A 16,914-nucleotide genomic window follows, 5' to 3' on the forward strand; every position below is an offset into this window, starting at 1 on the left:
GATCCCGCCTGTTATCCGGCCCTGTGAAAACAATGCGTGGCAGTCAGGGGATCGGGTGCCCGCTGGTGTCCGTCTGGTAGGCCTGGGTCTTGAACTTGGTCAGGAATGCCACGATGGAATGATCCTTTTTCTCGATGATCACCCCCCCGTCCTGCCAGATCCCGTTTTCTGACCACCACTGCGAACCGGCAGGGTCCCCCTGGTTCTGGTGGATGTTGTGGACGCCCAACCCGCCGTAGGTGAAGGGTTCCCCGAAGATGAAAAGTCGCGTGGAGTCATCAAGAAGCGGCTCGAGCACTGCGAGGGCATCGATGCTGGTGCCAGCCTTCCAAGGGGGATTGATCCAGATGTTGAACCAGCGCCGCAGTGCTTCGAGAATAGGGTCAAAAATAATGAAGATAATGTTGCAGCCCTTTCGGTGGAACGCTGCGGTCCTGATGTTGTCCAGGGCCCCGGACGTGTCATTGCAGACCAGGGTGTGCCAGCCGTTGGCCATGGCGAACACACCTTTCATGTCCGCTTCTCCCAGGGGAACCACGCGCCATTGGATGCCGTCGTTCGTCATCTTGGTGTCGACGTCGACGGCGCAGTGGTAGAGGCCGCCCGGCGTCGAGACATAGACGTTATCGTGGTAATACTGGCCATAGTTGTTGACAGGGTCGCGTTGGTAATGGTCCAGCGTTCCGATGACGACGCCGTAGCCGTTGGGAAGGGGCACGCGCACCTCCGAGAGGGTGGTTTGGCCAGATTCGTGGAAGCCCTGGATATGAGAATGAGAGCGGCAAAAGATCGTTGCCCGTCACCCTTGCATCACGGCAAAAGGGGTGGCAAGGAGACCTTGAGGCAGGTCAATGGCAAGCCTGGAAGCCCTGGAGATAAGGCCTCGAAGGTTGTTGATGCTCGATCGACAAGCTAGGCAGAAAATGACCCGGGACAAGCCCGTGGGATCGCCGGATCCGAACCTGTGGAATTGGCAGGGGCTGGCGGGCCCGCGGGCCTACGCGTGCACCGGCGTGGCCGCGTCCGCGCCCACCACGGTGATCCAGGGGCGCACCTGCCAGCGATGCACCAGGCCGTGGAGCACGTAGGGATCCGCCGCGGCGAAGCGCTGGGCCGCCGCCGGGGAGTCCCCCTGGAAGAGGAGGACGGACATGTCCACGGGATCCGCCACCGCCCCGCCCAGCACCAGCTCGCCCCGCTCATGGGCGGCCCAGGCCAGGGCCAGGTGCTCCTTCCGGAATTCCCCTCGGCGATCCACATATTCCGGACCGACCTCGTAGATCAGGAGGTAGTGCATAGATACCCCTCATCGATGGGAGGCGGTCATCATGACGGCCGCATCCACCGGAAAAGATGGAGCAAGATGCCTCGCGGTTCCATCGTATTTTTCCATGATTGTCGCTGCCTGCAGAGGCTGCCGACCTTCGAATGGCGACGCCTACTCGGCCCGGTAAGCCCGGCCCTCAGCCCTTGGCGCCAGGCTCCTTCTTGACGGCCCGCCTCCGGCGGTCCGGCTTCTTCGCCTTGGCGGCCGGCTGGGTGGCGTGGTCGTACAGGTATTCCAGACGCACCGCCTTGGCCGAAGTGTCCGCCGCCTTGTGGAGCTCCTTCAGCACCGAGGCCACCAGGTCCAGGTCCGCCGCGTCGCCCTTCAGAAGCTCCTGGAAGGCCGCCGACTTCAGCGCCTCCAGCCGCTTCGACGACCGCTTCCCCGCCGCCCAGGTCAGCAGCTTGGAGAACAGCTCATAGCCGAGCTTGAGTTCGGGGGTGGGGAGGGACATTGCGGAAGGTTAGCTGAAGGTACGCGTCAGGGCTTGTCCACTCGGGCATGGAGCAGGCCAGGTGGGGCCGGTCTCCGGGGCCGCCGCAGTCAGCGGATGGGCTCGCGGGGCAGGAGGTCGATCCTCTGGAGGTCGGCGATGATCCAGCGGGCCAAGCCCCTGGCCTGCTCGCGGGCCCGGTTCGCGGCGACCAGCTTGGCGTCGCCGGAGAGCGGGTCCATGAAGGCCATGAGGTGGGCCTTCATGAAGATCGATGTATAGGGGTGGGCGGCGGTGGCTCTGCCGTAGATCCGGATGTCCCCCTGCATGTCGTCCGCGTCGTAGCCGAGCCGGTCCCGCTGGATGGCCTCGGGGTTCCTGGTGGCTGGACGGGGCCTGTCGCGATCGAAGAGGGAGGCCAACTCCATGGTGGCGTCGGCCTGCCTGGCGAATTCGCTCCGGCACGCGCAGCTGATGCGGATTCGCAGGGTGATGTCGCCTTCCTTCGCGGGCTCGGCCTCGGGCAGGATCTCCGCCCAGGACGAAAGGGCCTCGTGGATCGAATCCACGTACAGCTTCTGGGCTTCGGGTGTGAGCTTGGCCTTGGGGTCGAACTGGGTCTGGATCCGGAGAGCGATGGGAGTGTTCACGGCGTTCGGAGCGGTCCGCCAGGTGTAGTGGGGCCTTCCGCATCCGAGGAGGGCCAGCCCGAGGACGAGCAGGAATCGGTGTCGCATGGAGGTCCTTTGGGGAGGAGTCGATGGCTGGTTTCCATCCAGGCACAGCAACTGGGCTTATTTCGGGTCGATCATCAGATCCAGCAGCAGCGGCGAGTGGTAGTTGAACTCGACGATCTTGTAGGCATCGCCGCGCTTGGCGAGGCGGAAGCGGATCGTGCCCTCGCCGTTCGTGAACCTGGCCGAGTACTGGATCCTCGACCACTTCCCCGTCTGATCGAAGCCGGACTCGACATGCTGCACCTGCTTGGATTCGAGCTTTCCCAGCTTCCCGTAGACGGCGCCCAGCAGGGCCCGGTGCTTCTCCCGGGTCACGACCAGCTTCAGGCTGTCGTCGAACTCCTCATAGGCCCAGTCGTAGCGCCCCTCATTGGCATAGGCCAGGTAGGCATCGCAGGTGGGTCCGAGCTGGCGTTCGCCGAGGGTCATGACCCCCCGGGCCATGACATAGCAGCTGGCCAGTAGGAGCAGGCTGGCCCCGAGGCAGCCGCCGCAGCCCCAGGTGACCCACTTCCAGATTTTGGATTTTGGGGCGGGTGGATTCGGGGCACAGGGGGCTTGGTAGGGGTTTTCCATGGGGATTCCTGGGGGGGGCTTGCGTTTAACGAATGAAGCCAACCAGCTCCGCCTATACCGAGGCGAAGAGCAGAGTCGAGGAAACGGGAAGATGAGAGAGAGCGAAAGGCAATGCCGGCGTGGCCCGAGTTGAGCGAAGGGTTAGGGGCCTCGTTATTCAAGATGGGCTTGTGAATTTCATAAAAATTGATATGAGGGATCAGGTGGTGGGTGACTTACCTTCCTGAGCATCCTGGATGTTGGAACGTTTAGTATTTTCATCGAATGAGAATGGGATATATATTGTTTGGGATGGCTGGTTGAATACGCGTGCGGTGACCTTAAAAATAAAAGTCGTCGTTTCTTTCGAATAAAGCCATGGGACGGAGCTAGGATTGATATTTATTAAAGCTGTACTATATTTTGACCACATATTTGAGCTTAATTTGGGGATATTATCGTTAATCTTGGGGAAAATTGGATTAGTATGAGCAATTTCCTCAACTATAATTTGTTCAATTTTTCTATTGGTATATTTAAAATGAAGGTTGATCCCCCACATTATCGAATTCATTCCATTGACGGGATTTTTGGGCTTGACCATGAAAGTCATGGTATGATTGGCGATCCATTTCCCGCCTGCACCCACTTTGCCATCTTCTGAGATGGAGAGTACCCGTCCGTCATCAGTGACTGGAAGCATTAAGGATTGCCCATTGGCACGGGGGAAAGGTTTCAAGGTCCAGCTTTCATCAGCCAATGCACTGGGAGTGATGCGCACAAAACACATTATAAGTATGGGAACGAATGTTTTGTGCATGAGACTCCTAACTTGGATTTAGACGGACCAAACCCAAAGCCCCTGGGCGCCTCCTGGCGCAAAGCCTAAGGTCCGCCTGGGCCTGAAGGTCGGATTCGAGAACGCGAAGCATGAGCCTCTCGGGGGATGCCGGGCCAGCATAGCTGTTCCGTAAGTCAGCTGCTGATCGACCGGTCGAACGGTCCGATTCGGCCCCTGAACGGTGCGGGCGGGTCGGCCCTCCAACTTCCGCCCCCGGGCAGGCATTTCGCACGGATACGCCGGGAGGCTTCAAGCTGCGGTGGCTCACGAGTGTTCGGACGGCCACGTGCCGAGTACCCCCGGGTGGTCGGCGGAGGTCGATCTGGAATGCGTCGGCGATGGGGGCTGAGCCCTCATTCGTGGAAATCCACCAGGTCCGTGGCGAGGGACGACGGCTTCACCAGGATGTGCAGGCGGTTCCCGCCATCGAAGGCGACCCTGTAGGTGGGGGTGTCGACGGAGGGGACCGGCAGGAGGCTCTCGGTCCAGACCTGGGCGGTCAGGGTGAAGAGGAACAGCCCGTTCTTCTGGGCGAAGACCGCCGCGACCCGCTTGCCGTCCGGGGAGAGGGCGGCCGAGGGCCAGTCGGAGATGCCGGTCGAGGGGAACGACTTCAGGAGGACTGGCGGCTGCCAGAGGCCGTTCACCTTTTGCATGGCCCAGAAGGCGTCGTTCACGGGGTTGCCCGCATCGGGGATCTTGTAGAAGACACAGGCCGTGTTCGAGTCGGTCCACAGGCCGCTCTCGAAGTGGAAGCCGACGAACGAGCTCAGCGTGTTCGGCAGGATCTGGCGGGTCCAGGTGCCGTCCGCATTCCGGCTGTATTCCCGGCTGTCGATCGAGGAGGTGAGCAGCACGTGGGGGACGTCGGAACGGTCAAGGAACAGGCGCCAGTTCCCGGGGAGGGTATTCGAAGGGTCGATGTCTTCCTGAATCCAGACCCCGCCCACCTTGCGGGTGTACCGGACGCCTGTCGCGGTGGAGAGGAGGGTCTGGGGGCTGCCGCTCTGATCCAGCCAGAGGGTGTCGGCGAAGGAGAGGGTGTCGGTCGAAGGGGCCTGGGCGATCACTTCGGAGACCCAGGCGCTGCCGTCGAACCAGGCATGGCTCAGGACCGTCATGGAGGAGGTCGAGTCGGTGTAGAGGGTGTGGGGCCGGGATTGGGCATCCAGCACCAGGGGGTCCCTCGGACCGCCATAGCCATACGAGGTGGGCTGCGTCCAGGCAGGCCAGGTGCCCCAGGGGGCGGGAAGGATCGTGAAGGGGGAACCCGTGGCGAAGGCCCAGAGCCCCTCTGGGGAGAGGGCGAAGGCTCCAACGGAGGGACCGGCCACCTGGGGGGTCGCCGTCAGGCTGGGGGCACCCGGTGGATTGGCGGGGGCGGCATAGAGGGTGGGGCCCTTGGTGGTGCTCTGGCCGTCGGAGACGCTGAGGGCGTACTGATAGTAGCCGAGGGGTACGTCGGCATCCTGGAACGAGGTCTCGGTGCCGGGAAGGGTGGCAAGGAGGACCGTGGGCCCGTAGCCGCCGGAGGCTACCCGAGTGATCTGGATCTGGGTGGCGGTCTGGCTCTGGTTCACCCAGGTGAGGCCCACCGCACCAGAGAGGGGCTGGGCCGCGAAGGCGGTCGGCGCCAGGGGCGGGGTGACCGCCCGCTGGCTCGGCCCCCGCGTCGTGCTGGCGGTGGTTCCCGACCAGGCGGTGACTCGGTACAGGTAGCCCTGGGTTTCGGCCACGGCCTTGTCCACGAAGGTGGTGGCGGCGGGGTTCGGCAAAGGGAGGTTGGCCCAGGCTCCGGTCGGAGCGCCAGCGGCGTCGCAGGGTGCGCGCTCCAGGACATAGCGGTCCGTAAGCAGGGAGAGCGTCTCCCAGGTGACGAGGATTCCTCCATCCGGTACAGAGTACGAGGCCGCCACATAGGTCGGAGGGAGCAGGGGGGTCTTGATTCCCGCGACATTGGAGTACGGCCCGTTGACGCCCTTCGTGACGGTGCAGATCCGGAAGTCGAAGGTCGCCAGCTCCGGGGGTGTCGCTGTGAAGGTCAGGATCGCCGACGTGACGCCGCTGAAGATGGGGCTCGGGTTGATCAGGGTGTAGGACCCCGAATTGACCCTGGCCTCCAGGTTGTAGCCGTCGATGTTGCCCGAGGCCTGGGTCCAGGTGAGCTTGACCTGGGTTTGTGCGGGGTCGTAGGCGGCCTGGAGCTGGATGGGGGCGGGGGGCGCCGAGCTGCCCCCGCCCCCGCCGCAGCCGAGCAGCATCAGACAGAAGGCCAAGCCGAGGCCGAGGGCGCGCGCCATGGGAATCTCCGTGGGTCCGGGAACAGCGGACCCAGCATACCCAGGCCCCGGATCATCTCCGCTGGCTTCCGCCGAACGGTGGCGGATCAGCCCCTGAACGGTCGGGGGGGATCGGTTTCCCAGGCGCCGCCCAGGAGGGTGGTGCGGACGGGGACGCCGGGGGTGCGGACGCCGCGGTGGGCCATGCAGGTGTGGACGGCCACCAGGTCCACGCCCCAGGCGGCGGGGCGGAGGTGGGTCTGGAGGGCGTCGGCGATCTGCCGGGCCATGCGCTCCTGCACCTGCAGGCGCCCGGCGTAGGCCTGCACCACGCGCACGAGCTTGGAGAGGCCCACGGTGCCGCCCTCTCCCGGCAGGTAGCCGATGGTGGCGTGGCCCTCGAACGGGGCCAGGTGGTGCTCGCAGGTGCTCACGAAGGGGATGCGCTCCAGGATGACGGGCACGGGGGCGAGGTCGCCGGGCAGGGGCCTCAGCTCCGCGGCCAGGTCCACGCCGTAGCCCGCCAGGCGCTCGGCCCAGAACTCGGCCACCCGGGCCGGGGTGTCCCGCAGCTCCGGCGCGTCCGGATCCTGCCCCAGGCCCTTCAGCAGGGCGCGGACGGCGGCCTCGGAGGCGGCGCGGTCGAAGGGGGGGAAGGGGGCGTCGGCCATGGTGCGGCCAGTCTACGCCGGTTGACGGGTGGTTTCCGGCGCGGTTGATGCATCCAAGGGGATGGAGGGCCGCCATGCTCCGCGCCCACGCACTCGATCCTCACCGCGCGCCGCGCATCCTGGCCGCCTGGGTCGTGGCGGCCCTCCTGGCCTGGCTGCTGCTGAGCTGAGGCCTTTCGCCTCGCAGGGTGCGTTCCACCGCGCCCCGCGAGGCCGGCCGGTGGCAGGCCGCCCGCCTTGTGGGACAATGGCGGATTCGGGAGAGGTCATGAGCGAAGCCAAGGTCAGCTACGCGTCCAGCGGCGTGGACATCAACCGCCAGGACGAGGCCCTGAAGCGCATCAAGCCCCTGGTGAAGGCCACCAAGACCCCCGGCGTCCGCAGCGACATCGGCCTGTTCGGCGGTCTGTACGACGCCCGGTTCTCCGAGGCCAAGCCCATCCTCGTCAGCAGCATGGATGGCGTGGGCACCAAGATGAAGGTGGCCCGCCGGGCCGGCATCTGGGACACGGTGGGCCAGGATCTGGTGAACCACTGCATCAACGACATCCTGGTGCAGGGCGCGCGGCCCCTCTTCTTCCTGGACTACATCGCCGCCCAGCAGCTGGAGCCCGAGGTCATCGAGCAGATCGTCAAGGGCATGGCCACGGCCTGCAAGGAGGCGGGTTCGGCGCTGATCGGCGGCGAGCTGGCGGAGATGCCCGGCGTCTACGCCGAAGGCGAGGTGGATGTGGCCGGCACCATCGTGGGCGTGGTCGATGAGGCCGACCTGCTGCCGCGCCTCGACGCCATGGCCGAAGGCGACGTGCTCATCGGCCTGCCCTCCAGCGGCCTCCACACCAACGGCTATTCACTCGCCCGCAAGGTCTGCTTCGAGCTGGAGAAGCTCGATGTGAACGACAAGGTGCCCGGGACGGACCGCACCGTGGCCGACGCCCTCCTGGCCATCCACCGCAGCTACCTGACGCCGGTCATGCCCCTGGTGAAGGCCCACCAGCTGGTGGCCATGGCGCACATCACCGGCGGCGGGCTCACCGACAACATCCCCCGCGTGCTGCCCAAGACCCTGGATGCGGAGATCGACACCGCCACCTGGGAGATCCCGGCCCTGTTCCGCTTCCTCATGGAGAAGGGAGGCCTGGGCATCGACGACGCCCGCCAGGCCCTGAACCTGGGCGTGGGCATGGTGCTGGTGGTGAAGCCCGAGCTGGCCGGCGACGTGCTGGCCCGCCTGCACGAGGCTGAGGAGCCCGCCTGGGTGCTGGGGCGGCTGGTGAAGGGCGTGGGGACCGTTCGCTACCGCTAGATCATCAATTGCTGGCCGGGCCGGAATCGGGAACGCATATTGGGGCGTTGCCCGGGTTTCCGGCCGCCTCCCCCTGCCCGCGGGAAGGCTCTCCGAGGGGGCGGACCGCCTTCATGGCCCCTGCCATGGAGGAGTCCCTGCCCCGGCGGAGGAGGTCCCATGGAACGCTTCGGTGTGGAATGCGAACCCAGCGGCAAGCAGCGCCTGGCCGTGCCTTTCCGGGGCGTCCGACTCCTGCGCAACCCCATGTACACCAAGGGGACGGCCTTCACCCAGGAAGAGCGGCTGGTCCTGGGCCTGGATGGCCTGCTGCCCCACGCGGTGACCAGCATGGAGCAGCAGGCCCGGCGGGTGTACGCCAGCATCCAGCGCAAACAGGACCCGCTGGAGAAGTACATCGGCCTAGCGGCCCTCCAGGACCGCAATGAGCACCTGTTCTACCGGGTGCTCATCGATCACATCGAGGAGTTCCTCCCGATCGTCTACACCCCCACCGTGGGACGGGCCTGCCAGGAGTTCAGCCACATCTTCCGCCGGGCCCGCGGCCTGTGGATCACCCCGGAGCACCGGGGCCACATCGCGCGGGTGCTGGAAAACGCCCTCTTCGACGACATCCGCCTCATCGTGGTGACGGACAACGAGCGCATCCTGGGCCTGGGGGACCAGGGCGCCGGCGGCATGGGCATCCCCATCGGCAAGCTGGCCCTCTACACCGCCGCCGCGGGCATCCCGCCCTGGCAGACCCTGCCCGTGAGCCTGGACGTGGGCACGGACAACCTGGACCTGCTGGAGGACGAGTTCTACCTCGGCTGGCGCTCCCGCCGCCTGCGGGGCCCGGAGTACGATGCCCTGGTGGACGAGTTCGTTCAGGCGGTCCGCCGGGTCTTTCCCAAGGCCCTGCTGCAGTGGGAGGACTTCAAGAAGTTCAACGCCTTCCATCTGCTGGACCGCTACCGGAAGGTGCTCACCAGCTTCAACGACGACATCCAGGGCACAGCGGCGGTGGGCGTCGCGGCCCTGCTGGCGGGGGCCCGGGCCACGGGCACGCCCCTTCGGCGGCAGCGGATCGTCTTCCTGGGATCGGGCGCGGCGGGCATCGGCATCTCCCGCCTGGTGCGCTCCACGCTGAGGCGGGAGGGCCTGGAAGGGGAGGATCTCGTCCTGGCCATGGCCAACCTCGACGTGCAGGGGCTCCTGGTGGAGGACGATCCCAGCCTGGACCCGCTGCAGCGGGACTTCGCCTGGCCGGTGGCCCTGGCCGAGCGCATGGGCCTGGGGCGCGGGCAGAAGCGCGACCTCCTCTCCGTGGTGAAGGCCTTCAAGCCCACCATGCTCATCGGCACCTCCGGCACTGCCGGGGCCTTCACGGAGGAGGCCATCCGCGCCATGGCGGCCCAGGTGGAGCGGCCCGTGGTGCTGCCCATGTCCAACCCCACCAGCAAGGCGGAGGCCAAGCCCAGGGATGTCCTCGCCTGGACCGAGGGCCGGGCCCTGGTGGCCACGGGCAGCCCCTTCGATCCGGTGGCCTACGAGGGCCGGGAATACCGCATCGGGCAGAGCAACAACGTCTTCATCTTCCCGGGCGTGGGCCTGGGCGTGCTGGTGGCCGAGGCCTGCGAGGTCACGGACGGGATGTTCGCCGCCGCCGCCCGGCAGCTGGCCGACGAGGTCCGGCCCGAGGACCTGTCTGTGGGGAGCCTCTTCCCCTCCGCCGGGCGGATCCGCGAGGTCACGGCCCGCGTGGCCGCGGCCGTGGTGCGGGAGGCCCGGGAGATGGGCGTGGCGGCCCGTCCCCTGGCGGATGAGGACATCCCCGGCGCCGTCGCGGCGGCCATGTGGAACCCCTGCTACCTGCCGGCCGACCCTGCGCCGGAACCTGCCTACGAGCGGCACCAGGAGGCCACCCTGGCCTGAAGGCAAGCCGATCGGTCCAACCGGACGGTGGCCAAGGCGGGCCATCGGTGGTCCACTGGCCCCTGACCCGGGAGGACGGTTCTGACCAGCGCATCCGTGGAAGCCCGTTCCGCCCCCCCCGCCCGACTGGGCCTGCTGGACCCTCTGCGGGGCCTCCTGGCCCTGTGCGTCGCCGTCTACCACCTGGGCGTGTGGTTCAACATCTCGCAGTCGGGCGGCGGCGCGAACATCGCCATGGCGCGCCTGGGGAACTACAGCGTGTCGGCCTTCTTCGTGCTGAGCGGCTTCGTGCTGTTCCGCACCACGCCCTGGCGCCGCGTCCGGAAGGAGGGGCCGGGGCGCTTCTACCTCCGGCGCTTCCTGCGGCTGGCGCCGGTCTTCTACCTGGCCTTCGCCCTGAACGTGGCCTTCCGCCTGGGCATGGGGCCCGAGGTCTCCGGGCGCTTCCTCCTCGAGAACCTCACGCTGACCTTCGGCGCCATCCACCCCAACCATGCGCTGGTGACCGGCGGTTGGTACGTGGGGCTGGTGGCGCTGCTCTACTTCGCCTTCCCGGCCCTGGCCTGGCTGCGGGAGAAGGGGGGACTCTGGTTCCTGGCAGTCCTGGCCCTCGGCCTCTGGGCCTGGAGCCTGCCCTCGACCCTGCACGGCGTGATGGAACAGCCCCAGTGGAACCGCTTCCACACCTACGTGCTGGCCCCGAACCAGCTCTTCCTCCTGGCCTGGGGCGCCCTGCTGGCGGGGCTCCACGAGACCACGGAGCGGCGGCTGGATCCGCGCTGGGCCCTCCTGCTGGCCATCCCGCTGGTGTGGATCCTGGTGAAGCCCACGCCCCAGTTCTTCGACCACCTGGTGGCCCTCACGGGCTGGCTCCGCTACCGCTACCTGCTGGTGGTGACGGGCCTGGTGGCCCTGGCGGCCTTCACCCGGGATGGCGAACCCGGCTGGTTCGGGAACCAGCTCGGGCGCCTGGGCGCCTGGAGCTACGGCCTCTACCTCCTGCACCCCTTCGCCATGAAGCTGGTGGCGCCGCACCTGGCCGGACGGGCCGGCTTTGGCCTGTCCCTGGGCCTGGCGCTCGTGGCCGCCTGGGCTGTGCATCGGTGGATCGAAGAGCCGATGGGCAAGCTGGGGCGGGGCGCGAAGGCCTGATCAGTTCCCGCCGATCCGCGCGTAGAAGCTGGTGCGGCGCAGGTTCTCCTCCACCTTGAAGGCCTGCTGCAGGGGCGGGAAGGCGCGCTGCTCGCAGTCGGTGCGCTCGCAGAGGCGGCAGGTGACGCCGATGGGCACCGGGGGCTGGTCCAGGCGCAGGCCGTCGGCGTAGATCAGCTCCTTGGCGTGGCCCATCTCGCAGCCCAGGCCCAGGGCCTGCATGGCGTGCTGGCCCCGGTAGCCGCCGGTGTCCTTCTGGATGGTGCGGGCGATGCAGAAGTACTTGCGGCCATCCGGCATCTCGCTGAGCTGGGTGCGGATGAGGCCCGGGGTGAGGAAGGCGGCGTGGGCATTCCAGCGGGGGCAGGCGCCGGAGAACCGCGCGAAGCGGATGCCCGAGGCCGAGAAGCTCTTGGAGATGTTCCCGGCGATGTCGATGCGCAGGAAGTGGAAGGGCACGCCTTCGGCGCCGGGCCGACGCAGCGTCGTGAGGCGGTGGCAGACCTGCTCGAAGCTGGCCTGGAAGCGCCGGGCGAGGATGTCGATGTCGTACCGCTCGGCCTTGGCCGCCCGCAGGAACCGCTCATAAGGCATGAGCACGGCCCCGGCGAAGTAGTTGGCCAGGGCCACCCGGGCCAGGGCCCTGGAGGCGTTCGTGCGCAGCAGGGGATGGTCCGCCAGGCGGTCCAGCAGGTCGCCATGGTCCAGCAGGGCCAGCTGGTGGGCGAGCTGGAAGGTGCGGCTCCGCTGGGGCAGCAGTTCCGAGAGGCTGAGGATGCGGCGCTCGGGGTCGAAGCGGCGCAGCAGGCCCGGTCCCTCGGACACACGGTGGATGCGGATCTGGACGTTCCGGGCCTCGAAGGCCGCCGCCAGGGCGGGGTAGGGCTGGTCCGCGTCCAGGCCGGCGCTGGCACAGAGCTCCTCCGCCGCCGACTCCAGCTCGGGAAAGTGGTTCATGGCCTGCTGGAGGAAGTCGCCCACCTCCTCGGAGGGCAGGCGCGTGGCCTCGGGGTCGAAGCCCTGGCCGTCGCTGAGCTTGTCCGCCAGCGTGTCCAGGCTGTCCTGGCTGTGCTGGTAGGCCCGGTACAGCTCGAAGACCCCCCGGGCCAGGGTGGGGCTGTTCTGCACCAGCTCCCGCACGTCCTGGGCCTGGAGCCCCAGCGATTCGAACAGGGGATCGCCGAAAGCCTCCATGAGGTCGTCCGACAGGCGCTGGTCCTCGTCCGGCGCCAGGGCGCGGAGGTCCAGATGGAACTGTTGGGCCAGCCGGATGAGCAGGGGAGCCGTGAGGGGCCGCTTGTTGCCCTCGATGAGGTTCAGGTAGCTCGGGCTGATCCCCAGGGCCTCGGCGAGCTGGACCTGGCTCAGGCCCTCCTGGCGGCGGAGGAGACGGATCTTGGCGCCGAGGCGCGCGGCGGGCTTGGTGGGGGCGGCGGAGGGCATGGGGACCTCATTTACATCAATTTACAAAATCAATGGAAAGAATTGACTGAAATTTTCAGTTCAACCCCTGTCAAATCAGCCGTTGGTTGACTCACGAAAGAATAGGTCAATCTTTGACACTACGCCACCCCCAACTCCCATCCGAGGTGCCCCATGACCCCCAAGTTCCCCATCCCCCCCATCGAGGACGACCTCCAGGCCCATCGTTGGGAAGGCATCACCCGGCCCTACAGCGCCGAGACGGTGAAGAAGCTCCGCGGCAGCCTCCGCATCGAGCACACCCTGGCCAAGCTCGGGGCCCGCAAGCTCTGGAAGCTGCTCCAGAACGAGGAGCCCACCCGGGCCCTGGGCGCCCTCAGCGGCGGCCAGGCGGTCCAGATGGCCAAGGCCGGCCTCAAGGCCATCTACTGCTCCGGCTGGCAGGTGGCGGCAGACGCCAACCTCTCGGGCCAGACCTACCCGGACCAGAGCCTCTACCCCGCCAACTCGGTGCCTGCCCTGGTGAAGCGCCTCAATGGGGCCCTCCAGCGGGCCGACCAGGTCGAGCATGGCGAGGGCGGCGTGAGCCGCGACTGGTTCCTGCCCATCGTGGCGGACGCCGAGGCCGGCTTCGGCGGCCCCCTCAACGCCTACGAGCTGATGAAGGGCATGATCGAGGCCGGCGCCTCCGGCGTCCACTTCGAGGACCAGCTCTCCAGCGAGAAGAAGTGCGGCCACCTCGGCGGCAAGGTGCTCATCCCCACGGGCCACTTCATCCGCACCCTGGTGGCGGCCCGCCTGGCGGCGGACGTCATGGACGTGCCCACCCTCATCATCGCCCGCACGGACGCGGACTCGGCCCGCCTCATCACCTCCGACATCGACGAACGCGACCGGCCCTTCCTCACGGGGGAGCGCACGCCTGAGGGCTTCCACCGCATCACCGGCGGCGTCCAGATGGCCATCGCCCGCGCCAAGGCCTACGCCCCCTACGCGGATCTCATCTGGTGCGAGACCTCCACGCCGGACCTCAAGGAGGCCCGTGAATTCGCCGAGGGCGTCCACGCCGCGTTCCCCGGCAAGCTGCTGGCCTACAATTGCTCACCCTCCTTCAACTGGAAGAAGAAGCTCTCGGACGAGGAGATCGCCACCTTCCAGCGCGAGTTGAACGCCATGGGCTACAAGTTCCAGTTCATCACCCTGGCGGGCTTCCACAGCCTCAACCACGGGATGTTCGAGCTGGCCAGCGCCTACCGCACCGAGCACATGACCGCCTACGCGCGGCTGCAGGAGGCCGAGTTCGCCGCCGAGGATCGCGGCTACACGGCCACCAAGCACCAGCGCGAGGTGGGCACCGGCTACTTCGACGAGGTGGCCCAGGCCGTGAGCGGCGGCCTGGCCTCCACCCTGGCCCTGGTGGGTTCAACCGAGGCCCAGCAGTTCCACTAGGCCCCGGTCGGATCTGGAGCGGACGCCCTACTTCGGGGCGTCCGCTTTCTTTTCCTCGGCGGTCGGGCCGCCGGTCATGCCCTCGGGCGAGGCGGGAACGGCGGCCTCGGCCCGGGCCGGGGCGGAGACGGCCGCGTATCTCTTCCCCGTGTGGTGGTAGGTGAGGTATTCGCCGAAGTAGACAGCCATGAGGTCCGAGCAGTCCTTGAAGTAGGCGAACCCGTGGTCCTTGCCCTCCTTCAGGTCCACGGCCACGCCGGGCAGATCCTTCACGACCTGGGCATTCTCGGCGGCGTCCTTGTCCTCCATGGACGCCAGCACCAGGATGGAGGGCCGGCTGCGGAGCACGGCGCCCTTCAGGCGGTCCCGGGCGCTGTCCCCGAAGGCGGCGGTGCCGGCCGGGCTGAGGCTGAGGACGGCCAGGGGCTTCACTTCCGGGGCGGCCAGGAGCACCGCGAAGGCGCCCACGCTGGAGCCGGCCAGGCCGATGCGGCGGCCATCCACGCCCGGCTGCTTGCGGAGCCAGACGGCGGCCTGGGCCAGGTCGGCGGGGATCTTGTCAAAGCCCACGGCCTTGGCCGAGGCCGTGAAGTCGGGGCTGACCCGGGTCTCGGTCCCGTCCTTCATGGCGCTCTCGCCGTGGCCGCGGAGGTCCAGGGCCAGCACGCCGATGCCCCGCGCCAGGAGCTTTTCGGTGAGGGGCGCCCAGCCCGCCCGGTCCGAGTGGAACTGGTGGGCGAGGATCACCACGGGGACCTTGGCCTTGGGCTTGGCGTCCGGCAGGGTCAGCGTGCCCTTGAGGGCGAAGCCGTCCGAGCTGGTGAGGGCCATCTCCGTGGAGGCGGCGGCCAACGGGGAAGCCAGCGGTGCGGCCAGGATCAGGGCCGCGAGAGGAGCCAGCAGGCGGGGTGTGCGCATGGGGACCTCGTGAAAGTGCCCCACTCTAGCACGCCAAGTTCCTGGGTCTCTGAGGTATAAAAGAAAGCTTCCGCTCTTTCGAGGTGCCCATGTCCCAGACCCCCGATGCGATCCTGCAGGAAACCAAGCGCCGCATGCATGCGTCCGTGGAGGCCCTGAAGAAGGAGATGGCCACCATCCGCACCGGCCGGGCCAACGCCAGCCTGCTGGACAACGTGCATGTGGATTACTACGGCTCCATGGTGCCCTTGAACCAGATGGGATCCATCACGGTGCCGGAGTCCGGCATGCTGGTGGTGACCCCCTTCGACAAGAGCGCCATCAAGGCCGTGGAGACGGCCATCCTCAAGTCCGACCTGGGCATCAACCCCTCCAACGATGGCCAGGTGATCCGCCTCCCCATCCCCATGCTCACGGAAGAGCGGCGCAAGGAGCTGGTGAAGGTCCTCCACCGCCTGGGCGAGGAGATCAAGACCGGCGTGCGCAACATCCGCCGCGATGCCAACGAGGACGTGAAGAAGCTGGAGAAGGCCAAGGAGGGCCACATCTCCGAGGACGCCGCCAAGAAGGCCCTGGACGACATCCAGAAGCTCACCGACCTCCACACCAAGGAGATCGAGGAAGCCCTGAAGCACAAGGAAGCCGAGATTCTCAAGGTTTGAGGCGATAGGCTGTCAGCAGGCGCCGCGGCCCTTCGGGGCCGCGGCCTTTTGTGGATTCGTCGACGATGCCGAACCTCCCCACCTTAGCCCTCCTCATGCTCGCCGCCCTGCTGGCGGGCTTCATCGACGCGGTGGTGGGCGGGGGCGGGCTCATCACCGTGCCGGCCCTCATGCTCGGCCTGCCCGCGGGCACGCCGCTGCCCACGCTGCTTGGAACCAACAAGGTGGTGGCGGTGACGGGCACGACCATGGCGGCGGGCAAGTTCCTGCGCTCCGGGGCCCTGGCCGGGCGGGAGATGGTGGTGCCGGTGCTGGCCTCGGCGCTGGGCGCCTCCGGGGGCGTGTGGCTCACCTACCGGGTGCATGCGGACTTCCTGAAGCCCGTGATGCTGGGCCTGCTGGTGGCCATGCTGGCCTTCACCCTGCTGAAGCCGGACCTGGGCCACCTGCACGCGCCCCGGTACGGCCTACGCCACCAGCGAGGCCTGGCGGCCCTCATCGCCCTGGGGCTGGGCTTCTACGACGGATTCTTCGGGCCGGGCACGGGTTCGGTGCTGATCTTCCTCTTCGTGGCGGTCCTGGGGTTCGACTTCCTGCGGTCCTCGGCCCTGGCCAAGGCCGTGAACTGGGCCTCGAACATCACCTCCATGGGCCTCTTCGTCTGGCAGGGGAGCTGGATCCCCTCGGTGGCCCTGGGCATGGCGGCGGCGAACGGCGTGGGCGGCTACCTGGGCGCCCACGTGGCCCTCAACAAGGGCAGCGGCTGGGTGCGGGGCGTCTTCATCGGCGTGGTGGGCGCCCTCATTCTGCGCTTGGGTTGGCAGGTGTTCCGCGGGTAGATTAGGCCGATGCCCTCCCGTTCCCGTCCCTTCCCCTGGGACGTCCTCATCCGAACCTTGAGATTCTTCTACCTGCTGTGGGGCGGGATGCTGCTTTCCTCGCTGGCCTTCTACGGGCGCCTGAAGGTGCCTCCGTTCCTTTGGCACTGGCCGGACCTCTGCCGGGCCCTCGTGGGACCCTGGGGACGGGCCGTGGCCCTGGGCCTCGGCCTGGTGATGTGTCTCGCGGCCCTCCTGGAAGTCTGGGAGCTGGTGGACCGGCTCCTGGTGCGCTTCATGGGCGAGTCCGAGCACTGAGCCCCCAAGCGTGTGCTCGGGAATGCGCTTGGTGAATCGGGCCCTTTTGGCGATCCTGGAGCCTTGGGCTTGAACCCTTTCCGGGTTCGGGCCATTCAAGAAGCGTGTCCCG

The 16,914-nt window shown here is 67.3% G+C and carries 17 protein-coding genes; 7 read left to right on the forward strand and 10 right to left on the reverse strand.

Annotation, left to right across the window (positions count from 1 at the left end):
• Positions 1-43 precede the first annotated feature (43 nt).
• The 8 genes from ML539_RS11575 to folE all read right to left on the reverse strand — a co-directional run bounded on the left by ML539_RS11575 (position 44) and on the right by folE (position 6,843).
• Positions 44-718, reverse strand: a complete 675-nt coding sequence (locus tag ML539_RS11575) for a DUF2278 family protein (RefSeq protein ID WP_243324023.1) — start codon at positions 716-718, stop codon at positions 44-46.
• A gap of 279 nt (positions 719-997) precedes the next feature.
• Positions 998-1,297 (reverse strand): YciI-like protein, encoded by a 300-nt coding sequence (locus ML539_RS11580; RefSeq protein WP_243295619.1) that lies wholly within the window; start codon positions 1,295-1,297, stop codon positions 998-1,000.
• Between the two features lie 166 nt (positions 1,298-1,463).
• The gene (locus ML539_RS11585; protein WP_243324024.1) at positions 1,464-1,781 is read right to left on the reverse strand and encodes a hypothetical protein; all 318 of its coding nucleotides are present in this window, start codon (positions 1,779-1,781) and stop codon (positions 1,464-1,466) included.
• Between the two features lie 89 nt (positions 1,782-1,870).
• On the reverse strand, positions 1,871-2,497 hold the full coding sequence (locus ML539_RS11590; protein WP_243324025.1) for a hypothetical protein: 627 nt from the start codon (positions 2,495-2,497) through the stop codon (positions 1,871-1,873).
• Between the two features lie 57 nt (positions 2,498-2,554).
• Entirely contained in the window at positions 2,555-3,073 is a 519-nt protein-coding gene (locus ML539_RS11595; RefSeq protein ID WP_243324026.1) for a DUF3887 domain-containing protein, read from the reverse strand.
• A gap of 199 nt (positions 3,074-3,272) precedes the next feature.
• On the reverse strand, positions 3,273-3,833 hold the full coding sequence (locus tag ML539_RS11600; RefSeq protein WP_243324027.1) for a hypothetical protein: 561 nt from the start codon (positions 3,831-3,833) through the stop codon (positions 3,273-3,275).
• Between the two features lie 413 nt (positions 3,834-4,246).
• Positions 4,247-6,193 carry a hypothetical protein gene (locus ML539_RS11605; protein WP_243324028.1) on the reverse strand — a complete coding sequence of 649 codons (1,947 nt, stop codon included), beginning with the start codon at positions 6,191-6,193 and terminating at the stop codon, positions 4,247-4,249.
• Between the two features lie 86 nt (positions 6,194-6,279).
• Positions 6,280-6,843, reverse strand: coding sequence for a GTP cyclohydrolase I (gene folE, locus ML539_RS11610; protein WP_243324031.1), 564 nt, complete (start codon positions 6,841-6,843; stop codon positions 6,280-6,282).
• A 268-nt stretch (positions 6,844-7,111) separates the two neighbouring features.
• Between folE and purM the strand changes: the two genes are divergently transcribed.
• The 3 genes from purM to ML539_RS11625 all read left to right on the forward strand — a co-directional run bounded on the left by purM (position 7,112) and on the right by ML539_RS11625 (position 11,215).
• Positions 7,112-8,149 (forward strand): phosphoribosylformylglycinamidine cyclo-ligase, encoded by a 1,038-nt coding sequence (gene purM / locus ML539_RS11615; RefSeq protein ID WP_243324032.1) that lies wholly within the window; start codon positions 7,112-7,114, stop codon positions 8,147-8,149.
• 159 nt (positions 8,150-8,308) lie between these two features.
• The gene (locus ML539_RS11620) at positions 8,309-10,063 is read left to right on the forward strand and encodes an NAD-dependent malic enzyme (protein WP_243324034.1); all 1,755 of its coding nucleotides are present in this window, start codon (positions 8,309-8,311) and stop codon (positions 10,061-10,063) included.
• 96 nt (positions 10,064-10,159) lie between these two features.
• A complete protein-coding gene (locus ML539_RS11625; RefSeq protein ID WP_243324038.1) occupies positions 10,160-11,215 on the forward strand; it encodes an acyltransferase in 1,056 nt (351 codons plus the stop codon).
• Here ML539_RS11625 and ML539_RS11630 read toward each other — a convergent pair whose 3' ends face one another.
• Entirely contained in the window at positions 11,216-12,658 is a 1,443-nt protein-coding gene (locus ML539_RS11630) for a short-chain fatty acyl-CoA regulator family protein (protein WP_243324039.1), read from the reverse strand.
• Positions 12,659-12,811: 153 nt separating this feature from the next.
• Here ML539_RS11630 and aceA point away from each other — a divergent pair, with 153 nt between their 5' ends.
• Complete coding sequence (gene aceA / locus ML539_RS11635) at positions 12,812-14,086, forward strand: isocitrate lyase (RefSeq protein WP_243324040.1); 1,275 nt, start codon at positions 12,812-12,814, stop codon at positions 14,084-14,086.
• Positions 14,087-14,113: 27 nt separating this feature from the next.
• On the opposite strand, the gene ML539_RS11640 is transcribed toward aceA, so the two are convergent.
• Positions 14,114-15,004 carry an alpha/beta fold hydrolase gene (locus tag ML539_RS11640; RefSeq protein WP_243324041.1) on the reverse strand — a complete coding sequence of 297 codons (891 nt, stop codon included), beginning with the start codon at positions 15,002-15,004 and terminating at the stop codon, positions 14,114-14,116.
• Between the two features lie 89 nt (positions 15,005-15,093).
• Between ML539_RS11640 and frr the strand changes: the two genes are divergently transcribed.
• The 3 genes from frr (at position 15,094) to ML539_RS11655 (ending at position 16,802) form a co-directional block, all read left to right on the forward strand.
• A complete protein-coding gene (gene frr / locus ML539_RS11645) occupies positions 15,094-15,666 on the forward strand; it encodes a ribosome recycling factor (RefSeq protein ID WP_243324042.1) in 573 nt (190 codons plus the stop codon).
• Between the two features lie 65 nt (positions 15,667-15,731).
• Positions 15,732-16,505: a TSUP family transporter gene (locus ML539_RS11650; RefSeq protein WP_243324045.1), complete on the forward strand. Its 774-nt coding sequence runs from the start codon at positions 15,732-15,734 to the stop codon at positions 16,503-16,505.
• Positions 16,506-16,514: 9 nt separating this feature from the next.
• Positions 16,515-16,802, forward strand: coding sequence for a hypothetical protein (locus ML539_RS11655; RefSeq protein ID WP_243324048.1), 288 nt, complete (start codon positions 16,515-16,517; stop codon positions 16,800-16,802).
• Positions 16,803-16,914: the final 112 nt, after the last annotated feature.

Source organism: Geothrix sp. SG200, assembly GCF_022808935.1.
Lineage (GTDB): Bacteria > Acidobacteriota > Holophagae > Holophagales > Holophagaceae > Geothrix > Geothrix alkalitolerans.